This is a genomic window from Actinomadura sp. J1-007 (genome assembly GCF_009793335.1).
GTDB classification, from domain to species: Bacteria; Actinomycetota; Actinomycetes; order Streptosporangiales; family Streptosporangiaceae; genus Spirillospora; species Spirillospora yumaensis.
The window spans coordinates 582862-600462 of sequence record NZ_WING01000003.1; the positions used below are offsets into that span (position 1 = coordinate 582862).

Genomic DNA, 17601 nt, shown 5'->3' on the forward strand with positions numbered 1-17601 from the left:
GTTCCCGGCCGTTCCGGAGCCGTGAGGTCCGGTTCGGTCGGCGGCCTTACGGGCGGTGGCGATCGGCACGACGTTGTGCCGACCGTCCCGGCGCGGTGGTGCCGGGCGTCGCGGCGGCGGTCAGCCCTTCTTGCGCCTGGTGTTGCCGCCCCGGCCGCGCAGCGGCACGCCCGCCTCCTTGAGCACGTTGTAGATGAAGCCGTAGGACCGTCCGGTCTCGGCGGCCAGGTCGCGAATGCTCTCGCCCGCCGCGTAGCGCGGAGCGAGCTCCGCCGCAAGCTGCGTGCGCTCGGCACCGGTCACGCGGGTGCCTCTCGCCAGGGTGCGGGCCACTGGTACCTCCTGGGTCGGACGCTGGGCGGCGGGGCGGTCCCCGCAGCTCACAGCACTGTTGATCTACCCAAGGTACACATTCCCCACAAACCTCCCGCCAATGCCGCGCGAATCGTCACAAGAGCGGCCGATGCTGGTCTTTTCCACGGCGCTCGGCGTGTCGGAACTAGACAGACGGTCTCGAAACGACCGCCATCCCCGCCGATTCCGCCGTGAACGGAGGCCCGTCCGCCTCCGGCCCGCCGTTCCCGGCACCCTCGACCCCCTGGGAGGCCGCCTCGCGGAGCGAGAGGTCCGAACGGCGCAGCGGCAGGCGCGGCGGTACGAACGGGAACATCGAGGTCTCCTCGACGCCGTCCACGACGAGCAGCTCGCCCGGCCCGAGAGGCCGCCAGCCCGGATCGTCGTCCATGGGTTCGCTGGCCACGACGACGGCGGGCACCGAGCCGTACGCGTCGGCGGACGGCTCTTCCCCGCTCATCCCGCCGTCGCGCGGCGACAGCACCCACAGCTCGTTGGACTCCGGATAGCGCAGCGCCCACAGCCGTCCCGCCTCCGCGAGCAGGAAATTGAGGGAGAACAGCGGAAGTTCCGCGCCGATCCGCCGGACGGCCTCCACGATCCCCGCAGTCGTGTCGCCGTGCCGACGGATCTCCGCGGTGAGATACGCGAAGACCAGTTCCGAGTCGGTCTCCCCCACCACGGGCGCGCGGTCGATCTCACTCAGCCAGGACCGCATCGCGTCCTGCCCCTTCACGACCCCGTTGTGCGCGAACAGCCGGTCGTTCATCACGAACGGATGGCAGTTGCGCACCGTCAACCCTCCGACCGAGGCGTCCCGCACGTGCGCGACGAACGTGTGGGACACGACGTTGCGCGCGTGCAGGTCGAAATCGGCGTTCTCGAACGCCGCGACCGGCGCCCGGTCGCGGATCGGCTCGCCACCGAGCGAGAACCAGCCGAGCCCCGCCCCGTGCTGCATCCGGTGGCTCTGCGCCCGCAGGCTGCTCGGCGCGTCCAGCAGCCAGCGCGAAGCCCTGACCCGCGGGCCTCCAGTACTCATACCGAACAGTCGGCACATGCCGTCGCCCCTCACTCATATCGCCTCTGGCCCGAGAGCGCGGGGTGGTTCCAGGCGCAGGCAAGATCTTAACCGATGGTGACGGTGATTTTACCGACGGTCGCGACGGCGTGCGGGCGGTTACGGCAAGAAACAAGTACGTGACAGCCTGATGTCAAGACGGATTTTTCTCGGATACGCCCTTCGCGCCCGAGGTCCCATAGCACTCGTCCAGATAGTCCTGCCAGCTCTTGCGGCCGTTCGCGCCGTCCAGAGTGGTGAGATGCCCCTGGCGCTGCGTGCGTCCCGTCCTACCCATCAGCCACACCGGCATGATCGGCCGCCGCGAGCCCCTCGCACGCAGCCAGGCCCGCGCGTACTCGTCGAACGGCCTGACCTCCGGCCCGCCCAGCTCATCGACCGCGTAGCTCGGCCCGTGTCCGACCATCGACACCAGCCCGTCCGCCACCTCCCCCGCGTCCACGACCTGCCAGGGCGTCCGGGCCGGGACCACGACCGGCCCCAGCCGGCTGAACGTCCGCAGCATCCCCTCCGTGAACTCGGGGAACGGCGTGGCGCGCAGGATCGACCACGGCACCTGCCCCTCGACGACGAGTTCCTCGGCCTGCCGCTTGAACCGGAAGTACCGGCTGGGCACGGTGCCGACGCCGACGATCGACACGTACACCAGGTGCCCCACCCCGCCTGCGCCGCCTCCCCGAGCAGCCGCCGCGTGCCCTGCACGTCCACGCGGGGGGTGTTCCACTTGTGCGGCGCGGACGCCAGATGGACGATCGCGTCCACCCCGTTGACGGCGGCCTCGAGCCCTTCGCCGGTCTCCAGATCCCCGCGCACGTCCCGCTCGGTCCGCGGCCGGCGCGTCAGGACGCGCACGGTGTGCCCGTCCTCCACCAGCCTCGGCACCGTCACCGTTCCCAGCGCCCCGGTCCCGCCCGTCACCAGGATGAGCATCGCGTCCTCTCCTCACGTCCGTACGACCTCCAACTCACCCCCACAGACGCGTCCACGCCCCCAGAACGTGACACGCTCCCGCGCGGTTATCCACAGAAGGCGATTCGAGTCGACGCCCTTGGAGCGCTCGCAGATCCTGGTTGGCATCTCCGACGCCAGAAAGGGCGATCATGTCCGCGACGCTCACGTTCCCCGTGCCGATGACGTCCACCTCACGCTTCGTCGTGGCGGGCCGGACGATCCCGAAGAACCTCCCCGCCCTCGCGATCACGCACGCCACCGACGCGTACAGGTCGCACATCACCGGCCGCCTCGGCACTCCCCAGCTCGCCCTCGCCCGCGAACCCGCGGGCCTCCGCTGGGACCCCCGCCGCCTCAAAGCCGTCCATCCCCGACATCGCGCGGCCGAAGCGACACTGCACCGAGCCTGCGAGTTCGCGGTCGTGACCGCCTTCGGGCCGATCACCGACCAGCCGCGCGGAGTCCAGGTCGCGCGAGCCGCCGCGTACTCCCTGGCCAGGGCCATCGACGGCGTCGCCGCAGACCTCGTGACCGGGCACATCTTCTACACGGCCGACACCGAGGGCCTCTCCACCGAACGCGCGCGCTTCGTCCTCGCCGACCAATGGCTGGCCGACGCCCTGCCGCCGGTCCGCTCCAACGGCCGATGCACGGCCGCCGACCCGGACCAGGACCCGGAGGGCGTCAACGGCTGCTCATGCGTACGCCTGCTCACCTCCGGGCTCCGCCGCTTCGGCCTCCCCGAACTCGCGATCAGCGACGTCGCCTGCCCCCACGACGTAGCGGCCCTCAACGTCCTGCGCACGACCGCCCGCCGCCTCCTCAGCGACCATTGGTCCTGGCTCGCCACCGGCCCCGCCACCCGCACGCGCGCCATGGACGCGAACCTCACCCTAAGCGCCACCGACTTCGACGGATTCTGGGGCTCCACACGACGAGACCACTCCCCAGCCCCCTCCTCGTTCCAGGTACGCCTCACCTCGATCACCCCCGCCTCCTCGCGATCACCCCACCGAACGACTTCCACGGCACGGTCAACGACTGGCTCTGGTCCGGCACCCTCCCCCCAGGCATGTACGACCTCCTCAGCTCCCCCGCCGACGAAGACCTACACCCCCTCGCCCACCAACCAACCCCAGCCCCGTAACCCCGCCCCAGCCAGCCTTACTCCCACCCAACTCCAGCCCTCTCCCCCACCCCAACAGCCTCCGCTCGCCCAATCCCAAGTCTCCACCGCCGCCCCTGCCTTTAGCCGGTCAAGGCGGCACCGCTAGCTGCCTGACGCACGCGCGTCATCGGGCCACGCGCCCACGGGCGTTTGAGGGACGAGTCGGTGTCGCGATGGCGGTGTGTGAGCGTTGGATCGCTGCCGTGCCGAGTGCTACTCAACGTGCCGATGCCGCTCAACATGCGGGCGCTGCACAGCGTCCCGGACGCCGCTCGACGTCCCGGGATGCTGCCCAACGTCCCGGCCACCGCTCAACGCGCCCGGCGCCGGGCGCCGCCCAACGTGCCGGGTGCCGCCCAACGCCCCGGGGTGCTGCACAGCGTGCCGAGCACCGCCCAACGTCCCGGGCGCCGCCCAGCGTCCCGGGTGCTACTCAACGTGCCGATGCGGCTCAACATGCGGGCGCTGCACAGCCTCCCGGACGCCGCTCAACCTCCCCGACGGCGCTCAACGCGCCGAGTGCTACTCAACGTGCCGTTACCGCTCAACATGCAGGTGCTGCACAGCGTGCCGGACGCCGCCCAACGTGCCGGGTGCCGCCCCACGTCCTGGTCGCTGCTCAACGTGCCGGGTGCTGTTCAGACGGCGCGGCAGAGGAGTTGGCCTGATCCAGAGGCCAGGAGTAGCCCTTGCTGCGACCAGACCTTGGTGTGGAAGCCGATCAGCCCGTCCTTGGCCACGTCGGCCCGTCCCTCGGCGAACAGCCACTCGGACTTGGCGTCCGACCGGTGGAACTGGACGTTCAGGTCGAGGTTCGGCGCGACGAATCCGTTGTCCGGCGGGTAGGCGGTCCAGGCCGCCGACCAGGCCAGGACGTCCAGCAGGACGAGTTGCCGTGCCGCGTCCTCGGTCGTGTGCGCCGGAAACCGGTACCAACCGTTCGTGTACGGGTTGCCGAGCGGACGTGCGTCCCAGTCGTCGTACAGAACGGTGGGCCTGCCTTCGATGTTGTCCCACATGGGCGGCGCGGGGGACGCGTCCTCGGAGGTCAGTTCCGCGAACGACGGCAGTTGGTCCGGCGGGGGCACTTCCGGCATGCGCGCGACGTCGTGCTCCAGTCCGGGGAGGTGGTCCGCCACAAGCCAGACCAACCCCTCCGCGATCGGCCGCCCCTCCTGGGACATCACAACGCGCACGGACTCCGCACGCTTCGTCCGGCGCAACGTCGTCACGTTGAGGTCCACCGGCGCGAAGCGGCCCACCGAGAGGAAGTGGCACGCGATGCTCGCCACGCGGTGGAACGAGCCGTGCGCAACGGCGGCACGGAGCAGCACCGCGGCAATGTAGCCGCCGTTCGGGCCCCATGCTTCCCAGTCCGGCGACAGGCGGGCGGCGTAACGGCCCTCATCGCCGATCACCGCTGTATCGACCGCAAGGTCTCCCATGCCGCGACCCTAGATCGCGTGCCCACCCCACACGAACGGTTTTCGGGCACGGTCACCGGTGCCGCCGATCGGCGACAACCGAGAGTGACCTTCTCTCTTCAGCGCATCAACCCCCTCATTTCCTCTTGGTGCCGCCCGCGGTCATGTAGAGCCGGATACGCCCTTCCAAATATCCATAAGTCCCCCGCCTACCAGGCCGCTTCCGATCCAGCGCGGCGCGGAAGGTGGCGTCGGAGGCGGGATACCAACCAGAATCTCCACCCCCTACTGTGACCAACTTTCAACGCTCTGTAGCCAAATTGACTACGATCGGCTTCCTGACGGTGACCACCGCGATCCCCGGGGCGAAGATGAACCGTTCTGCAGATCCCACACCCGCCGGCTCGGTCGGCGAAACGTTCCGCTGTGCGTGCGGCGTGCTCGGCTGCGCAGCCGTGGTAGGCGCGGTCTCGTTCGGCCTGGTGGCGCCGGCCGAAGCTCTAGCAGACCCGAGACCGCGTGACTCTCTCCCGGCCGTCTGCCGGCAGGGCCTGCTCATCGACGACCGCTACACGGCCCGGATGTGTCGGGAAGCGCTGCGCGCGATGTACGGCAAACGCTTGCAGAGGCCAGGAGGCGACGCGCCCGCAGAGCGTTCCCGAAGGAAGGGAACCCGTCCGCATGCACGCGCCACTCCGCCTCCCCGGAAGCCGGTACACGCCCGCCCTCCGCGCCCCGCGCCGGCGGCTCCGAAGCGCAAGCCCCCTCCTCAGGGCACCCCTGCTCCCGTTCCGACTCCCGTTCCAGGCCCGCGAAAGGCCGATGAACAGAATTCGAAAGCGAGTTCCCTCCCACCCATGTTTCTCCTCGGTCTCCTCCTGCCCCTCGCGGCCGCGATCGGCTATCCGTTCCGGCGCCACATCTACGCCGCCGCCGGAACGGCCCTACTCGCTCCGCCCCCTCCCGCCGACGAGCCCACGCATCAGACGGTCCATTTCACCTACCGGCCGACGATCGACCCGTTCGCCACCTCCGTTCTCGCTCTGACCGGCCCGGGGGCCGTCGGCGCCGCGCGGGTGATGACCCTCGCCGCGCTCGAGGACCACCGGGACACCGCACTCGTTGTGATCCCGCGACCGGACGCGACGATGCTCTTCGGCCTCACCGAGGACGAGCTCCTCGACGAGAACACCGCCGAGCTGTTCATCCCCGGCAACCTCGACGCCGCTCTCGCCTACCTCGAGACCGAGCTCGTCGTCCGCCAGGGCGATCCCGATCCCAAGGCCCGCCGGCTCCTGCTCGTCGCCGACACGGAAGAGGAGTCCGACCGCATCCACCGCCTCGTCACCCGGCATCCCGACGGCGTTTCGGTCCTGCTCCTCGGCGACTGGACGGGCGGCCAAGCCACGATCGACGCCGACGGCCTGGTCGTCGCGCCGCCCACCATGGCCGCCGCTCTCCCCAAGCGGCTCCCGGCGATGTCCCGCACTGAGGCCCGCGACCGTCTGCATGCCGCCATCCGCCGGAATCTGCGCCCCCAGAAGTCCGGACGCCGTTCCGCGTCCGGCCAGAAACGCTCCTGAGCCAGCTCTGCCCCTCCCTCCACTCCCCCTCCGCCTGTTCCCCCTCTACTCTCTTTCGCTCATGGGCGGCTTTTCGTTCCTTCACTCATGGGCGGCCTTCCGTCGCTTGCCCTCCAAGTTCCGTACTTTGCGCCGACTCCCCCACGGGCGCACCGCGGAACAGTAGAACCACCAGTGCAGAGGCCCTGCGGCACCTTGTCCGTTGGGGTGTGGGGGTGGCCGTCCCCGCTGAACTTGTCGTCTCTTCCGCTCTCTGGCACCTGCGCCGCTTTGCGGGGACGCCCTTGCGGGCGCGTCGCCCGAGTGCCTTGCGCGGATGTGAGGGCAGAAGGGCGGACGGTGCAGGGCGAGTCGTGTCCCACCCCTCGTGCTCAGGTTCTGGGCTCTCGCCGACGGCGCCGACCCTGGCGGCCTCGTTCAGTGAGGTGAGCTGGTCGCGTCGGTGCGGGCTCGGGCCTCACTCAGGGCGCGGAGGGCGCGCCGTGCGGCGGTGAGGTCAGGGGGTTCGTCGGCGTCACGGTCGACGTAGGCGGTGCAGCGCAGCAGCCACCCGCGGACATCGTCCTCGATGCGTGTCTCCTCCTTGAGGGCTTTGGCGTGGGCTGCGCGCCGGCGTTCGTCGAGGATCCGGGCGGCGAGTTGCTCGTCGGCGCCGAGAGCGCGGATGTCGGAGAGCCGGAATCGGCCCAGTTGGTCGGGCGTGACTTCGCGTTCGGCGGCGATGCGGTCGAAGGCCCTCCTCGGCCAGCCGAGGATCCGGGCCGCGCCCTTGGCGTCGACCGTGTCGTTCAGGGGGCCCTTGCGGGCCGCGACGACCTCCGCGACGGCCTCCGGAGCGAGGGCGTCGACGTCGCGTCGAAGGTAGACGGGGTACTCCCGGTAGTGGCTGACGACTCTGAGGTCCCCGCGGGTGACGAGAACCTCGACGTCGGGGCGTTCGACGTCGAGACCGAGGGTCACGGCGAGCCGGTCGGCGGCCCGGGCGGCCCCGATCGGCGGGTCGTTCCCGAACGCGGCGATCACGTGCGCGGCCTTCGCCCGGGCCTCCTCGGCCAGTTCCGGAGACCAGCGTTCGCCGTCGAGGTCGGGGTCGGGAAGCAGCCCGTGCTCCCTGCCGAGACGTACCTGCCAGCCGGAGAGGCCGATCATGGCGGCGAACCGCGTGGTGCCGTGTCCGCCGGCGATCTTCTGTTCCATGGTGCTCCTTTGTCGCGGGCGATCCGTGATGTGACGACAGCCTGCTTCAAACGCGAGCACCAGAAAACTGGAATCTGATTCTGTGGATAACGCCGAACCCCGAGACAAAGGAAAAGACCATTTTGGGCGTACTGCAATATCGGCGGCAAAGCAGGGTGATCGGAGTCGGTGTTCTGTGCGATGAGGGAGACGTGCCAAGGTGGGAGGCATGACTGCGATGCAACGGCTGGGGCTCGGGCTGGCGGCGCTGGGGCGGCCGGCGTACATCAACATGGGCCGGGCGGACGCGCTTCCTTTCAGTCGCAGCCCGGAGCAGTTGTGCAAGGCGACGTGGGGCGTGCTGGACGCGGCGTATGCCGCGGGCATCCGATGGGTGGACGCGGCGCGCTCGTACGGGAGAGCCGAGGAGTTCCTGGGCGGCTGGCTAGGGGCGCGCTCGCCGCAGGATCTGACGGTCTCCAGCAAATGGGGTTACGCCTACGTCGGCGAGTGGCGGGTGGACGCCCCCGTGCACGAGGTCAAGGAGCACAGCCTCAACCGGTATCGCGCCCAGTACGAAGAAAGCCGAACGCTGCTGGGCGACCACCTCGACGTGTACCAGGTGCACTCGCTGACGGCGGACAGCCCGTTGTTCGAAGACGTTCCCTTGCAGGAGGCCATCGCCGAGGCGGCTGCGAGCGGAATTAGGGTCGGATTCTCCACCTCGGGGCCCGCTCAACCGGACACCATCCGGAGAGCTCTCGATTTGGAGGTGTCCGGCCAACGGCTGTTCAGCACCGTCCAGTCGACGTGGAACGTCTTCGAGCAGTCCGCGGGTGAAGCCCTCCGGGAAGCACACGAGCAGGGCTTGCATGTGTTGCTGAAAGAGGTCCTCGCCAACGGGAAACTGGCGGTGAGGCCGCCGACGCTCATGCGGCGCCTCGCGTTCGAGCACCGCGTACGGCCGGACGCCGTGGCCATCGCGGCGGCGCTGGCGCAGCCGTGGGCGGACACGGTCCTCGTGGGCGCGGTCAGCCCGCACCAGTTGCGGTCGAACCTGGCGGCCGCCCGCGTCGTCCTGGGAAGGAGAGATCTGCCGAAGGTCGAGTCGTTGGCCATGCCGCCGGCTCGCTACTGGTCCGACCGGGCGGCGCTGCCCTGGACCTGAAAGCCTCACCGCCCCTGACCGGAAAGAACGGCGACGGAGCACGACGGCCTTGTGCGTGACCGGGGCCGCGTAAGGGCGCTGGGGAACGAACGCGTTGTCCCCGGGGCATGGAACGATGAGGCACGCCCCACCATGATCGGAAAGCGTGCCCATGCAGTCGCCGCAGCCAGACTCCCCGCAGATGATCGGCCCCTACCGCGTGGTCGCGCGGCTGGGGTCGGGCGGGATGGGCGAGGTGTTCCTCGCGTCCTCGCCCAGCCGCCGCCTGGTCGCCGTGAAGGTGATCCGGCCGGAGCTCTTGGGCGACCCTCAATGGCGAGCGCGTTTCCGGCGCGAGGTGACGTCCGCGCAGTCCGTCAGCGGTTTCTACACGGCTCCGGTCGTGGACGCCGATCCTGACGCTGAACAGCCGTGGCTCGCGACCCAGTACATCCGCGGAGTGAGTCTCGCGGCCGTCGTACGGGAGAAAGGGCCGCTGCCCGAGCAGGCCGCGTGCAAGCTGGGAGCCGGCCTGGCGGAAGCGCTCATCGCCATCCATCGCGCGGGGATCGTGCACCGCGATCTCAAACCCTCGAATGTGCTTCTCGCCTCCGACGGACCGCGCGTCATCGACTTCGGCATCGCCAGGCCGCTGGACGCTCTTCCCTTGTCTCGCTCGGAGATCCTGGGCACGCCTGCGTACATGTCGCCGGAACAGGCACTCGGAGAAGCCGTGACCCCGCAGAGCGACGCGTTCTCCCTGGGAGCGACACTCGTATGCGCGGCGACCGGGGCCGCACCGTTCGGTATCGACCACAAGGTGCGAGGACGCATTGTCTACGGCGAGCCGGACCTGTCGCGCCTGCCGGATCCGTTGCGCGGGCTCGTCACCCGGTGCCTGCTCAAGGAACCTGAGGAGCGTCCGTCCCCGGAGCAGGTGCTGACGGCTCTTTCCACTCTGCTGGACGCGCACTACGGCGAGGAGTGGCTCCTTCCGGACGTGGAGGCGCTCATCGGCGCGCAAGACGAAACCCTGGTGCAGGTCACGAAGAAGCTGTCCTCGCCGTTCGAATCACTGCCCTGAGCTGGTCGGGCCGAGGGAAACTCCTGGGGCGGAACGCGCTTGTGGGGCCTGAACGGGAGTTCTCTAGAGGCCGTTCGCCAGGGCGTTCCAGAAGGCCGATTCGTAGGCGTGGAGCATACGCGCCGCACGTGCCGCGTCCTGCGGGTCCTCACCTGCCGCGAGCCCGCCGACGACGACGGCCAGTGCCTGGTCCTCGAAGCCGGGAGGCGATTCGGCGAAGAACCGGAAGAAGCCGACCGCCTCCTCGCTGAGCCCGTAGCGTGTGCGCAGGGCTTCCGCCGTCCGGCCGCAATAGGAGCCCCATTCCTCAAGGTTGGCGAGCATGGCGAGGGCCACCTCACTGGACGTGCCGAAGGCGGCCCGCTGGGCGAGGTACGCCGGGTACGCCTGGGCCTCCGGCATCGGCTCGTATCGAATGAGATCCTTCTCACTCTCTCCTAGCGCGCCTGCGAAGTCCCGGAGGAGTTCCAGAGCCCGAAGCTCGCCCTGGGCGAGCGACAGGAACATCTCCCCGGCGGGCGGTTCGGGGTAGCGGGCGGCCAGGAGGGCGAAGCTGCGCCGGTCGCTCGTGACGATCCGGTACTCCTCCCCGGCCAGCCAGGCAAGGCGTTCCCGAGGGACCTGCCCGGCTTCGAGCAGGTCCAGGAACCGGTTGCCGGCGGAGGCTGCGGCGATCTCCCTGCGCGCGGCGCCGGCGAGGTCGCGTGCGATGTGTTCGGCCATGCGCACAGCGCAACATCGGGGGGTGGGCGGAGTCAACGGACCAGGCCCGGATTAGCCTGCGTGATCACGCGGATACGATGCAAAGTGGAGCGTCTACGCAGGTGTGGACGGAGTTGGGAGCGAGCTGGGATGTCGGATTTCGAACTCAAGCACGCGGGTGGCCGGATGCCCCTCGAGGTGACACAGGCGACCGAAGGCCCGTCAGGCCTGAACGTCGGAAGCCTGCTCAAGGAGACGGGGACCGTCACCCTGGACACGGGTTTCACCAACACCGCCTCCACCACGTCGGAGATCACCTACATCGACGGTGAGGCGGGCATCCTGCGGTACCGCGGGTACCCGATCAACGAACTGGCGGAGAAATCCTCCTTCCTGGAGGTCGCGTACCTACTGATCTACGGCGAGCTGCCGGCGGCCGACCAGCTGTGGGAGTTCACCGACAAGATTCGGAACCACACCCTGCTGGACGAGAAGTTCCGCGCGTTCTTCTCGGCGTTCCCGCGTCGCGCGCACCCGATGGCGGTCCTGTCGTCGGCGGTCAGCGCCCTGTCGACCTTCTACCAGGACAGCCTCGACCCGTTCGACGCCGAGCAGGTGGAGGCGTCCAGCATCCGGCTCATCGCCAAGCTGCCGACGATCGCCGCGTACGCGTACAAGACCTCCATCGGCCAGCCGCTCCTGTACCCCGACAACTCTCTCGGGTACGTGGAGAACTTCCTGCGCATGACGTTCGGCCTCCCCACGCAGCCGTACGAGATCGACCCGGAGATCGTGCGGGTCCTCGACATGCTGTTCATCCTGCACGCCGACCACGAGCAGAACTGCTCCACCTCGACGGTGCGGCTGGTCGGGTCCAGCCAGGCCAACCTGTTCTCGTCGGTGTCCGCCGGCGTCGACGCGCTGTTCGGTCCGCTGCACGGCGGCGCCAACCAGGCCGTTCTGGAGATGCTGGAGCGCATCCACGAGAACGGCGACGACGTCAAGTCGTTCGTGGAGCGGGTCAAGAACAAGGAGCCCGGGGTGAAGCTCATGGGCTTCGGCCACCGGGTGTACCGCAACTACGACCCGCGCGCGGCCGTGGTGAAGAAGGCCACCCGCAAGGTCCTCGACGCGATGGGCAAGGCCGACCCCCTGCTGGACCTCGCGATGCGCCTGGAAGAGGTCGCGCTCAGCGACGACTACTTCATCGAGCGCAAGCTGTACCCGAACGTCGACTTCTACACCGGCGTCATCTACAAGGCGATGGGCTTCCCGACCAACGCGTTCACCGTCCTCTTCGCGCTCGGGCGGCTGCCGGGCTGGATCGCCCAGTGGCGAGAGATGATGAACGATCCCGCGACGAAGATCGGGCGTCCGCGCCAGGTCTACGTGGGTCCGGGCGAGCGCCACTACGTGGACGTCTCCGCACGCTGATCCGACGCCGCCGTCGCGCGTGGCGGTGGCGCACGACGATCGTGCCGCAGGAATCGGTCTGGAAGGGCCGGGACGACGCGGCTCCAGGGCCGATGCCAGGAATCCGCATCCTGGCACCGGCCCTGATCGCGTTTCCGGGCCGGATCGAGAAAATCGGTCTCTCTCTTCTCCCGCACGCGTACATGCGAGGAACCTGATCGCCTCCCAGGGGCGCGCGGGTTAGCCTTGGTCGACGGCGGCTCCCCGGCGGAAGGCTCCGGCAATGCCCTCCATGGTTGAGACTGACCTTGCCAGCCTGGATTTCTGGGCGAAACCACAGGCTGAACGAGACGAGCACTTCGCATCCCTGCGGGCCGCCGACGGCCCGGTGTTCTGTCCACTGCCGAACGAACCGGGTTTCTACGCGCTGACGCGGTACGAGCAGGTGGCCGAGGCGAGCCGCCATCCGGAGGTGTTCAGTTCGCAGCCGACGGCGGTCAGCCTCATCGATCCGCCGCCGGAGATCCTCGAGTACTCCGGGTCCATGATCAGCCTGGACGATCCCCGGCACGCGCGCCTGCGCCGGATCGTGTCCCGCTCGTTCACCCCGCGCATGATCCAGCGCTTCACCGGCGACGTGACGGCGCTCGCCGGCCGCATCGTGGACGACCTCGTCGAACGCGGGCCCTGCGACTTCGTCGAGCACGTCGCGATGCCGATGCCGTTGCGGATCATCTGCTCGATGATGGGGATCCCCGACTCGGCGTACGACGACGTCATCGACGCGACGACCGCGATCCTCGCGATCGGCGACCCCGAGTACGTCGGCCCGGAGGGGCAGGACCGCGGAACCGTGCTGGAGGAGAAGTTCTCCAAGCTGCACGTGCTGATGTCCGATCTCGGGCGCAGGCGCCGCGACCACCCGTCGGACGACCTCGTCACCGCGTTGACGACCGCGAACGTGGACGGCGAGGCGCTGACCGACCTGGAGTTGGGGCGTTTCTTCAGCCTCCTCGTGGTCGCCGGCAACGAGACCACTCGCAACGCGCTCACGCACGCGCTCGCGCTGTTCACCGACAATCCCGACCAGCGTTCCCTGCTGCTGGACGATCTGGACGCCCGCCTTCCCGGCGCGGTGGAGGAGGTCGTCCGCTACGCGACGCCCGTCACGTGGATGCGCCGCACGCTGACTCGCGACCACGAGTTGCTCGGCCACGTCTACAGCGCGGGTGACCGGGTGATCCTCTACTACAACTCGGCCAACCGCGACGAGAGCGTGTTCAAGGATCCGTACGCCTTCGACATCGGCCGTTCACCCAACGCCCACTTCGGTTTCGGGGCTCCAGGGCCGCATTTCTGCCTGGGAGCGCACCTCGCCCGTCGGGAAGTGACCGTCCTGCTGCGGGAACTGTTCACGCGCCTTCCGGATCTGCACGCCACCGCCGCGCCCGAACGGCAGCGCGCCAGCTTCATCAACGGCGTGAGATCACTTCTCTGCGCCTTCTGAACCGAGTTATCCCCAGAACGAGATTCGAGTTTCTTCCGTCGCGGTCCCGGCCGAACCTGGATGGCACACGCCGTTCGGCACCGGTCAGAGGAGGCCGCCATGTCCGTCACCATCACCGTTCCCGCCAAGATCACCGCGGGGTTCGCCGTCGCCACCGACGTCTCCCCCGCCGACCTGCCGGTCGCCGTCCGCCGGCACCTGACCGGCACGTTCGCGATGGCCGCCGCCGAGCGGATCGGCACCCCGAGGCTGCGGATCAGCGACCATCGCGCCGCCGACTCGCCGTGGGACCTCGCGGGCATCGCGGCCGCCGACGGCGAGACCGCCCACGAGTCGTTCGCCCGCGTCGGCAAGGCCGCGCGCCACATCGGCATCACCTGCGACCTGCCCGTCTCCGACCTGCCGTTCGGCCTTGAGGTCGCCCGCTCGGTCGCACACGCGGTCGCCGCCTCCGTCGCGGGGATCGTGGTCGATCTCGACACGGGCCAGATCCCGCCTCCGCGGCCTCGCGGCCCCGCACGGTTCACCCTTGCCGACGGCTGGATCGGCGCGTGGCTCCCTCCCCACCGCGACGGCGGGCGATGCACCGCCGACGAGGACGTTCCCGACTCCTGCTCGTGCGTCGACCTCGCCACCCGAGGGCTCCGCCGGTTCGGTCTACCCGAACTGCGCATCGCCGGTGCGGCCTGCGCTCACGATCTGGCCGCGCTCAACGTCATCCGAACGACCGCACAACGGTTACTCCCCTTGGGCACCCGTCCAGGCGACCATCTCCTTCCGTCCGAACTTCCCCTGGAGAGCCACGACTTCGCCGCCTTCTGGGGCACCCGTGAGCCGCTGTGGCACGACGGGCCCGTTCCCGTCCGACTCACCCAACCGCAGCCGGACATGCTGTCGATCGGCCCGCCCGTCGACTTCCCCGACAGCCTGAACGACTGGCTCTGGGACGAACTCCCGCCCATCCTCTACGAGTTGCTCGGCTGCGAACCCGATCCGCCCTGACCGGTATCCGACGCGGCAGACGCCCGCGCTGGCTAACGTCGTCCGGCATGGAGCACGACGAGATACCGGCCTCGCTGCGGAAAGTCCTCTCCGACGTCGCTGACGAGCGAGCAGCCCAAGACCGCAGGTTCGGCGTCCAGGAGTTCCCGGACGGCAGCGGCTCCGCCTACGCCGCACATGCGGAGGAGGCCAAGCAACAGTGCTCCGCGGCCTGGTCCCGCGGAGAGTTGACCTGGCGGCACATCCTCACGGAGGAGTTCTATGAGGCGTTGGCCGAAGAGGATCCCGAACGTCTCCGCACCGAACTCGTCCAGACGGCCGCGGTGGCGGTCAAATGGATCCAGGCACTCGACCGCCGGCACGGCCCCGTCGCACACCGCACCAACGAAAACGGACATGAGGAGAAGCTCGTCCGCGACCGCATCCCCGACATCATCCGAAACGGCGGGAGGGAGCCGGAAACCCGCATCGCCAACGACCCCGAGTACAAGGCCCTCCTTCGCGCGAAGCTCTACGAGGAGGCCGGCGAGTACATCACCGGAGGCGATCCAGAAGAGCTCGCGGACGTCCTGGAAGTCGTCCAAGCCCTGGCCGCCGTCCACGGCCTGGGCCCCGCCGACCTGGAGGAGATGAGAGCCGCCAAATCCGCTGAACGCGGGGGTTTCAATGACCGCGTAGTCCTACGCCTCGTGTGACCGCGGAGACACCACAGCCTTACACCCCGTCCGCCGCCTTCACACAGTCCCATCGCACTCTCGCGCATCCGTTCGCTCGTCTGGGCGCGGCCAACTTGCGAGCCCGTTCAGTCTCGTCTCGTCCGCCGCCCGTCACGCCTGATGACGGAGGGCGTCCCGTCTGCGAGGCGTTCTCGAACACGGCCGCCGCCCCTGCGTCGTGCCGAACGAGTCGGCCGCTACGCCCGCCGCCGCACGTCCGCGGACCGTCCCTCTTACAGGAAGGAGAGCACGACCTTGTCCTTGACCGGGCGATAGCCGATGTGCTGGTAGATGCTGTTGCTCGTGGGGTTGGCCAGGTCGGTGAAGAGCACCACGACGTCGGCGGACTCAAGCGCCGAACGCGTCATCGCCGCCGTCGCGGCCGTGCCGTACCCGCGGCGACGGTGCTCCGGGGCCGTGTAGACGGGTGAGATGCAGGTCATGCCCGCGATCACACGGGTACGGCCGACCAGCGCGACGGTGGTTCCGTCGACATCCCAGAGGACGATCCCGCGATCGGCCACCTTGCTCCGCACCAAGGCGGCGTTGACTGGGCCGGAAGCAGCCGCCTCGTCACGAAACGCTCCGAACCATTTGTAGATAAGGGGAAATCATGGTCTGAGGCGAGACGGGGCGCGCCTGGTGGCAACGGCTTTGGTTCCACCAAATGTTCGAGGCGGTACAAGCGTTGACGCATCTGAAGCCGGTTCTCGATGCCGGTGCGGAGCTGCCAGGCGTTCGCGAAGACTTCGGCCGCCTCGTTGTCGGCATTGACCCCCGTAATGCCATGGGTCGGCACAGCATCAGCGAGTTGCCGAGCCGCTCGCACCGGCATGGCGCTGAGCAGCAGAGGGCGCGGTGGAGTTTGCAGGAAAGCGCCCTCCACGTCCCCTCGCCCGTTGCGCCACCAGCCGAACAGGGCGTTCTCCCCGTACGCATTGGCGCCGTGCAGCTTGAGGGTCTCCAGAACGCTGAGGAGAACGGTGTTCCCAGCACGATCCGACCGGAGGAAGGGAGTGGTTACGCGGACGTACTTCTCAAGGTCGTTCGTGAGATCCCAGCCATGCGGCATTATCTCGACATCTGGTGCTGCGCGCCGTTCAGCCCCAGACGCGATGCAGCGTCCAGCCACCAGCACTCACGGACAGGGGACCCATCACCTCGGCGATCGCCGGGCCGTCCGGAGTCGTGACCTGCAAGCGGTAGAACCTTGCCTGACCCGGCGCTTGCCATTCCTCGAGAACGCGCCGGACCCGAAAGTGACCGCGCGGGCCGGACAGTTGGACGGGACGGCCGGTGGGGGTGGTCTCCGCAGAGACGGGTTCGTCGATCAGCACGGGACCACACCCTAGACCGAACACCAGTTCGATAAAAGTCGCCGCGCGGAGCACTCGCCAGAGTTGGACGAGACGCGCCAGTGTGGTGTGAAGGGGCCCGCCTCGGGGCGTGTGGTGAGACCCGCGCCCGCCGGGGAGGGTGGGGGGAAGCGGAGCCTGGATCGCAGTGCAGGGCAGGACCCGTATCGGCGGGCGAAGGCGCGCACCACAGTGTGGGCGGGTCCGGATCGCAGTGCGAAGTGGAGTCCAGGTTGCGGCGGGGAAGCCGGGACTGCGCCATGGTGCGCGGCGGCAACCACGTTGCGATGCGCAAGCGAGCCCGTGCCGCGGGCACGAAGCGAATCCCGCGCCGTGGTGCGAAGCGGCGCCCCGCAGTGCGGCGAAGCGGGGCCCTCGCAGTGGCGCTAAGCGGCAGCGTGCGGCGGGCGCGAAGTCGGTCCCGCAGCGCGAAGAGGGGCCGCAACGCTTTGTGAAGCAGAGCCCGGCCCGGAGTGCGAAGCGGGCTTTGGCTTCCGGGGCCGAGGGCTACATCGCAACACGAAGTGGGGTGCCACTCATGATCCCAATGCAGAACGGCATCGCGGCATAGTGCAGGACCCGCACCGCAGGACGAAGTGGGCCGCATCGCAGGACGAGCGGCGGGCTGACCGCAGCGCGAAGTCGGTGCCGCCCTCCCGAGGACGAGCGTCCGCGCTGCGGTGCCGAGCGAAGGCCGAATCGCGGGCTCAACGCAGGGCCACACCCCAACATGAAGCGGGGATGCGTCGGGCGCCGCGCTGGGGCGCGTAGGGGGCGTCGCGTTGCGGGCGCGAAGCAGACACCGCGCTGCGGACGCGGAGCAAGCGCCGCGCTGCGGACGCGAAGGAGGCGCCGCGCTGCGGGCGCGAAGGGAGCGTCACCCTGCGGGCGCGGAGCAGGCGCCGCGCTGCGGGCGCGAAGGGAGCGCCGCGCTGTGG

At 69.2% G+C, this 17601-nt stretch carries 16 protein-coding genes and 1 pseudogene; 8 read left to right on the top strand and 9 right to left on the bottom strand.

Going from position 1 to position 17601, the window contains the following annotated elements; genetic code table 11:
- Nucleotides 1-120 precede the first annotated feature (120 nt).
- From GEV43_RS44075 to GEV43_RS56830, 4 genes and pseudogenes are all read right to left on the bottom strand, one after another.
- Nucleotides 121-333 carry a helix-turn-helix domain-containing protein gene (locus GEV43_RS44075; RefSeq protein ID WP_160827023.1) on the bottom strand — a complete coding sequence of 71 codons (213 nt, stop codon included), beginning with the start codon at nucleotides 331-333 and terminating at the stop codon, nucleotides 121-123.
- A gap of 166 nt (nucleotides 334-499) precedes the next feature.
- Nucleotides 500-1414, bottom strand: a complete 915-nt coding sequence (locus GEV43_RS44080; protein ID WP_160826569.1) for a class II glutamine amidotransferase — start codon at nucleotides 1412-1414, stop codon at nucleotides 500-502.
- Nucleotides 1415-1568: 154 nt separating this feature from the next.
- A complete protein-coding gene (locus GEV43_RS52850; protein WP_241684508.1) occupies nucleotides 1569-2093 on the bottom strand; it encodes an SDR family oxidoreductase in 525 nt (174 codons plus the stop codon).
- A 17-nt stretch (nucleotides 2094-2110) separates the two neighbouring features.
- Nucleotides 2111-2365, bottom strand: a pseudogene (locus GEV43_RS56830) (SDR family oxidoreductase); the annotation flags it as partial.
- Between the two features lie 170 nt (nucleotides 2366-2535).
- Between GEV43_RS56830 and GEV43_RS44090 the strand changes: the two are divergent.
- The gene (locus tag GEV43_RS44090; RefSeq protein ID WP_160826570.1) at nucleotides 2536-3660 is read left to right on the top strand and encodes a hypothetical protein; all 1125 of its coding nucleotides are present in this window, start codon (nucleotides 2536-2538) and stop codon (nucleotides 3658-3660) included.
- 532 nt (nucleotides 3661-4192) lie between these two features.
- Here the strand turns inward: GEV43_RS44090 and GEV43_RS44095 are convergent.
- Nucleotides 4193-4999, bottom strand: a complete 807-nt coding sequence (locus GEV43_RS44095; RefSeq protein WP_160826571.1) for a thioesterase family protein — start codon at nucleotides 4997-4999, stop codon at nucleotides 4193-4195.
- A gap of 836 nt (nucleotides 5000-5835) precedes the next feature.
- On the opposite strand from GEV43_RS44095, the gene GEV43_RS44100 reads away from it, so the two are divergent.
- Nucleotides 5836-6561, top strand: a complete 726-nt coding sequence (locus GEV43_RS44100; protein WP_160826572.1) for a hypothetical protein — start codon at nucleotides 5836-5838, stop codon at nucleotides 6559-6561.
- 417 nt (nucleotides 6562-6978) lie between these two features.
- On the opposite strand, the gene GEV43_RS44105 is transcribed toward GEV43_RS44100, so the two are convergent.
- On the bottom strand, nucleotides 6979-7758 hold the full coding sequence (locus GEV43_RS44105) for a hypothetical protein (RefSeq protein ID WP_160826573.1): 780 nt from the start codon (nucleotides 7756-7758) through the stop codon (nucleotides 6979-6981).
- A 208-nt stretch (nucleotides 7759-7966) separates the two neighbouring features.
- Between GEV43_RS44105 and GEV43_RS44110 the strand changes: the two genes are divergently transcribed.
- Nucleotides 7967-8905, top strand: coding sequence for an aldo/keto reductase (locus GEV43_RS44110; RefSeq protein ID WP_160826574.1), 939 nt, complete (start codon nucleotides 7967-7969; stop codon nucleotides 8903-8905).
- Between the two features lie 151 nt (nucleotides 8906-9056).
- Nucleotides 9057-9968 (top strand): serine/threonine-protein kinase, encoded by a 912-nt coding sequence (locus GEV43_RS44115; RefSeq protein ID WP_241684636.1) that lies wholly within the window; start codon nucleotides 9057-9059, stop codon nucleotides 9966-9968.
- Between the two features lie 63 nt (nucleotides 9969-10031).
- On the opposite strand, the gene GEV43_RS44120 is transcribed toward GEV43_RS44115, so the two are convergent.
- Entirely contained in the window at nucleotides 10032-10691 is a 660-nt protein-coding gene (locus GEV43_RS44120; protein WP_160826576.1) for a transcriptional regulator, read from the bottom strand.
- Between the two features lie 129 nt (nucleotides 10692-10820).
- Here GEV43_RS44120 and GEV43_RS44125 point away from each other — a divergent pair, with 129 nt between their 5' ends.
- The 4 genes from GEV43_RS44125 (at nucleotide 10821) to GEV43_RS48865 (ending at nucleotide 15287) form a co-directional block, all read left to right on the top strand.
- Nucleotides 10821-12104, top strand: coding sequence for a citrate synthase (locus GEV43_RS44125; RefSeq protein ID WP_160826577.1), 1284 nt, complete (start codon nucleotides 10821-10823; stop codon nucleotides 12102-12104).
- A gap of 271 nt (nucleotides 12105-12375) precedes the next feature.
- On the top strand, nucleotides 12376-13590 hold the full coding sequence (locus GEV43_RS44130; protein WP_309240309.1) for a cytochrome P450: 1215 nt from the start codon (nucleotides 12376-12378) through the stop codon (nucleotides 13588-13590).
- A 99-nt stretch (nucleotides 13591-13689) separates the two neighbouring features.
- A complete protein-coding gene (locus tag GEV43_RS44135; RefSeq protein ID WP_160826579.1) occupies nucleotides 13690-14592 on the top strand; it encodes a hypothetical protein in 903 nt (300 codons plus the stop codon).
- 47 nt (nucleotides 14593-14639) lie between these two features.
- Nucleotides 14640-15287, top strand: a complete 648-nt coding sequence (locus GEV43_RS48865; protein WP_206681702.1) for a nucleoside triphosphate pyrophosphohydrolase — start codon at nucleotides 14640-14642, stop codon at nucleotides 15285-15287.
- 254 nt (nucleotides 15288-15541) lie between these two features.
- On the opposite strand, the gene GEV43_RS44150 is transcribed toward GEV43_RS48865, so the two are convergent.
- Together GEV43_RS44150 and GEV43_RS44155 are read right to left on the bottom strand one after the other, a co-directional pair.
- Complete coding sequence (locus tag GEV43_RS44150; RefSeq protein WP_160826580.1) at nucleotides 15542-15844, bottom strand: GNAT family N-acetyltransferase; 303 nt, start codon at nucleotides 15842-15844, stop codon at nucleotides 15542-15544.
- 564 nt (nucleotides 15845-16408) lie between these two features.
- Entirely contained in the window at nucleotides 16409-16645 is a 237-nt protein-coding gene (locus GEV43_RS44155; protein ID WP_160826581.1) for a hypothetical protein, read from the bottom strand.
- Nucleotides 16646-17601 lie beyond the last annotated feature (956 nt).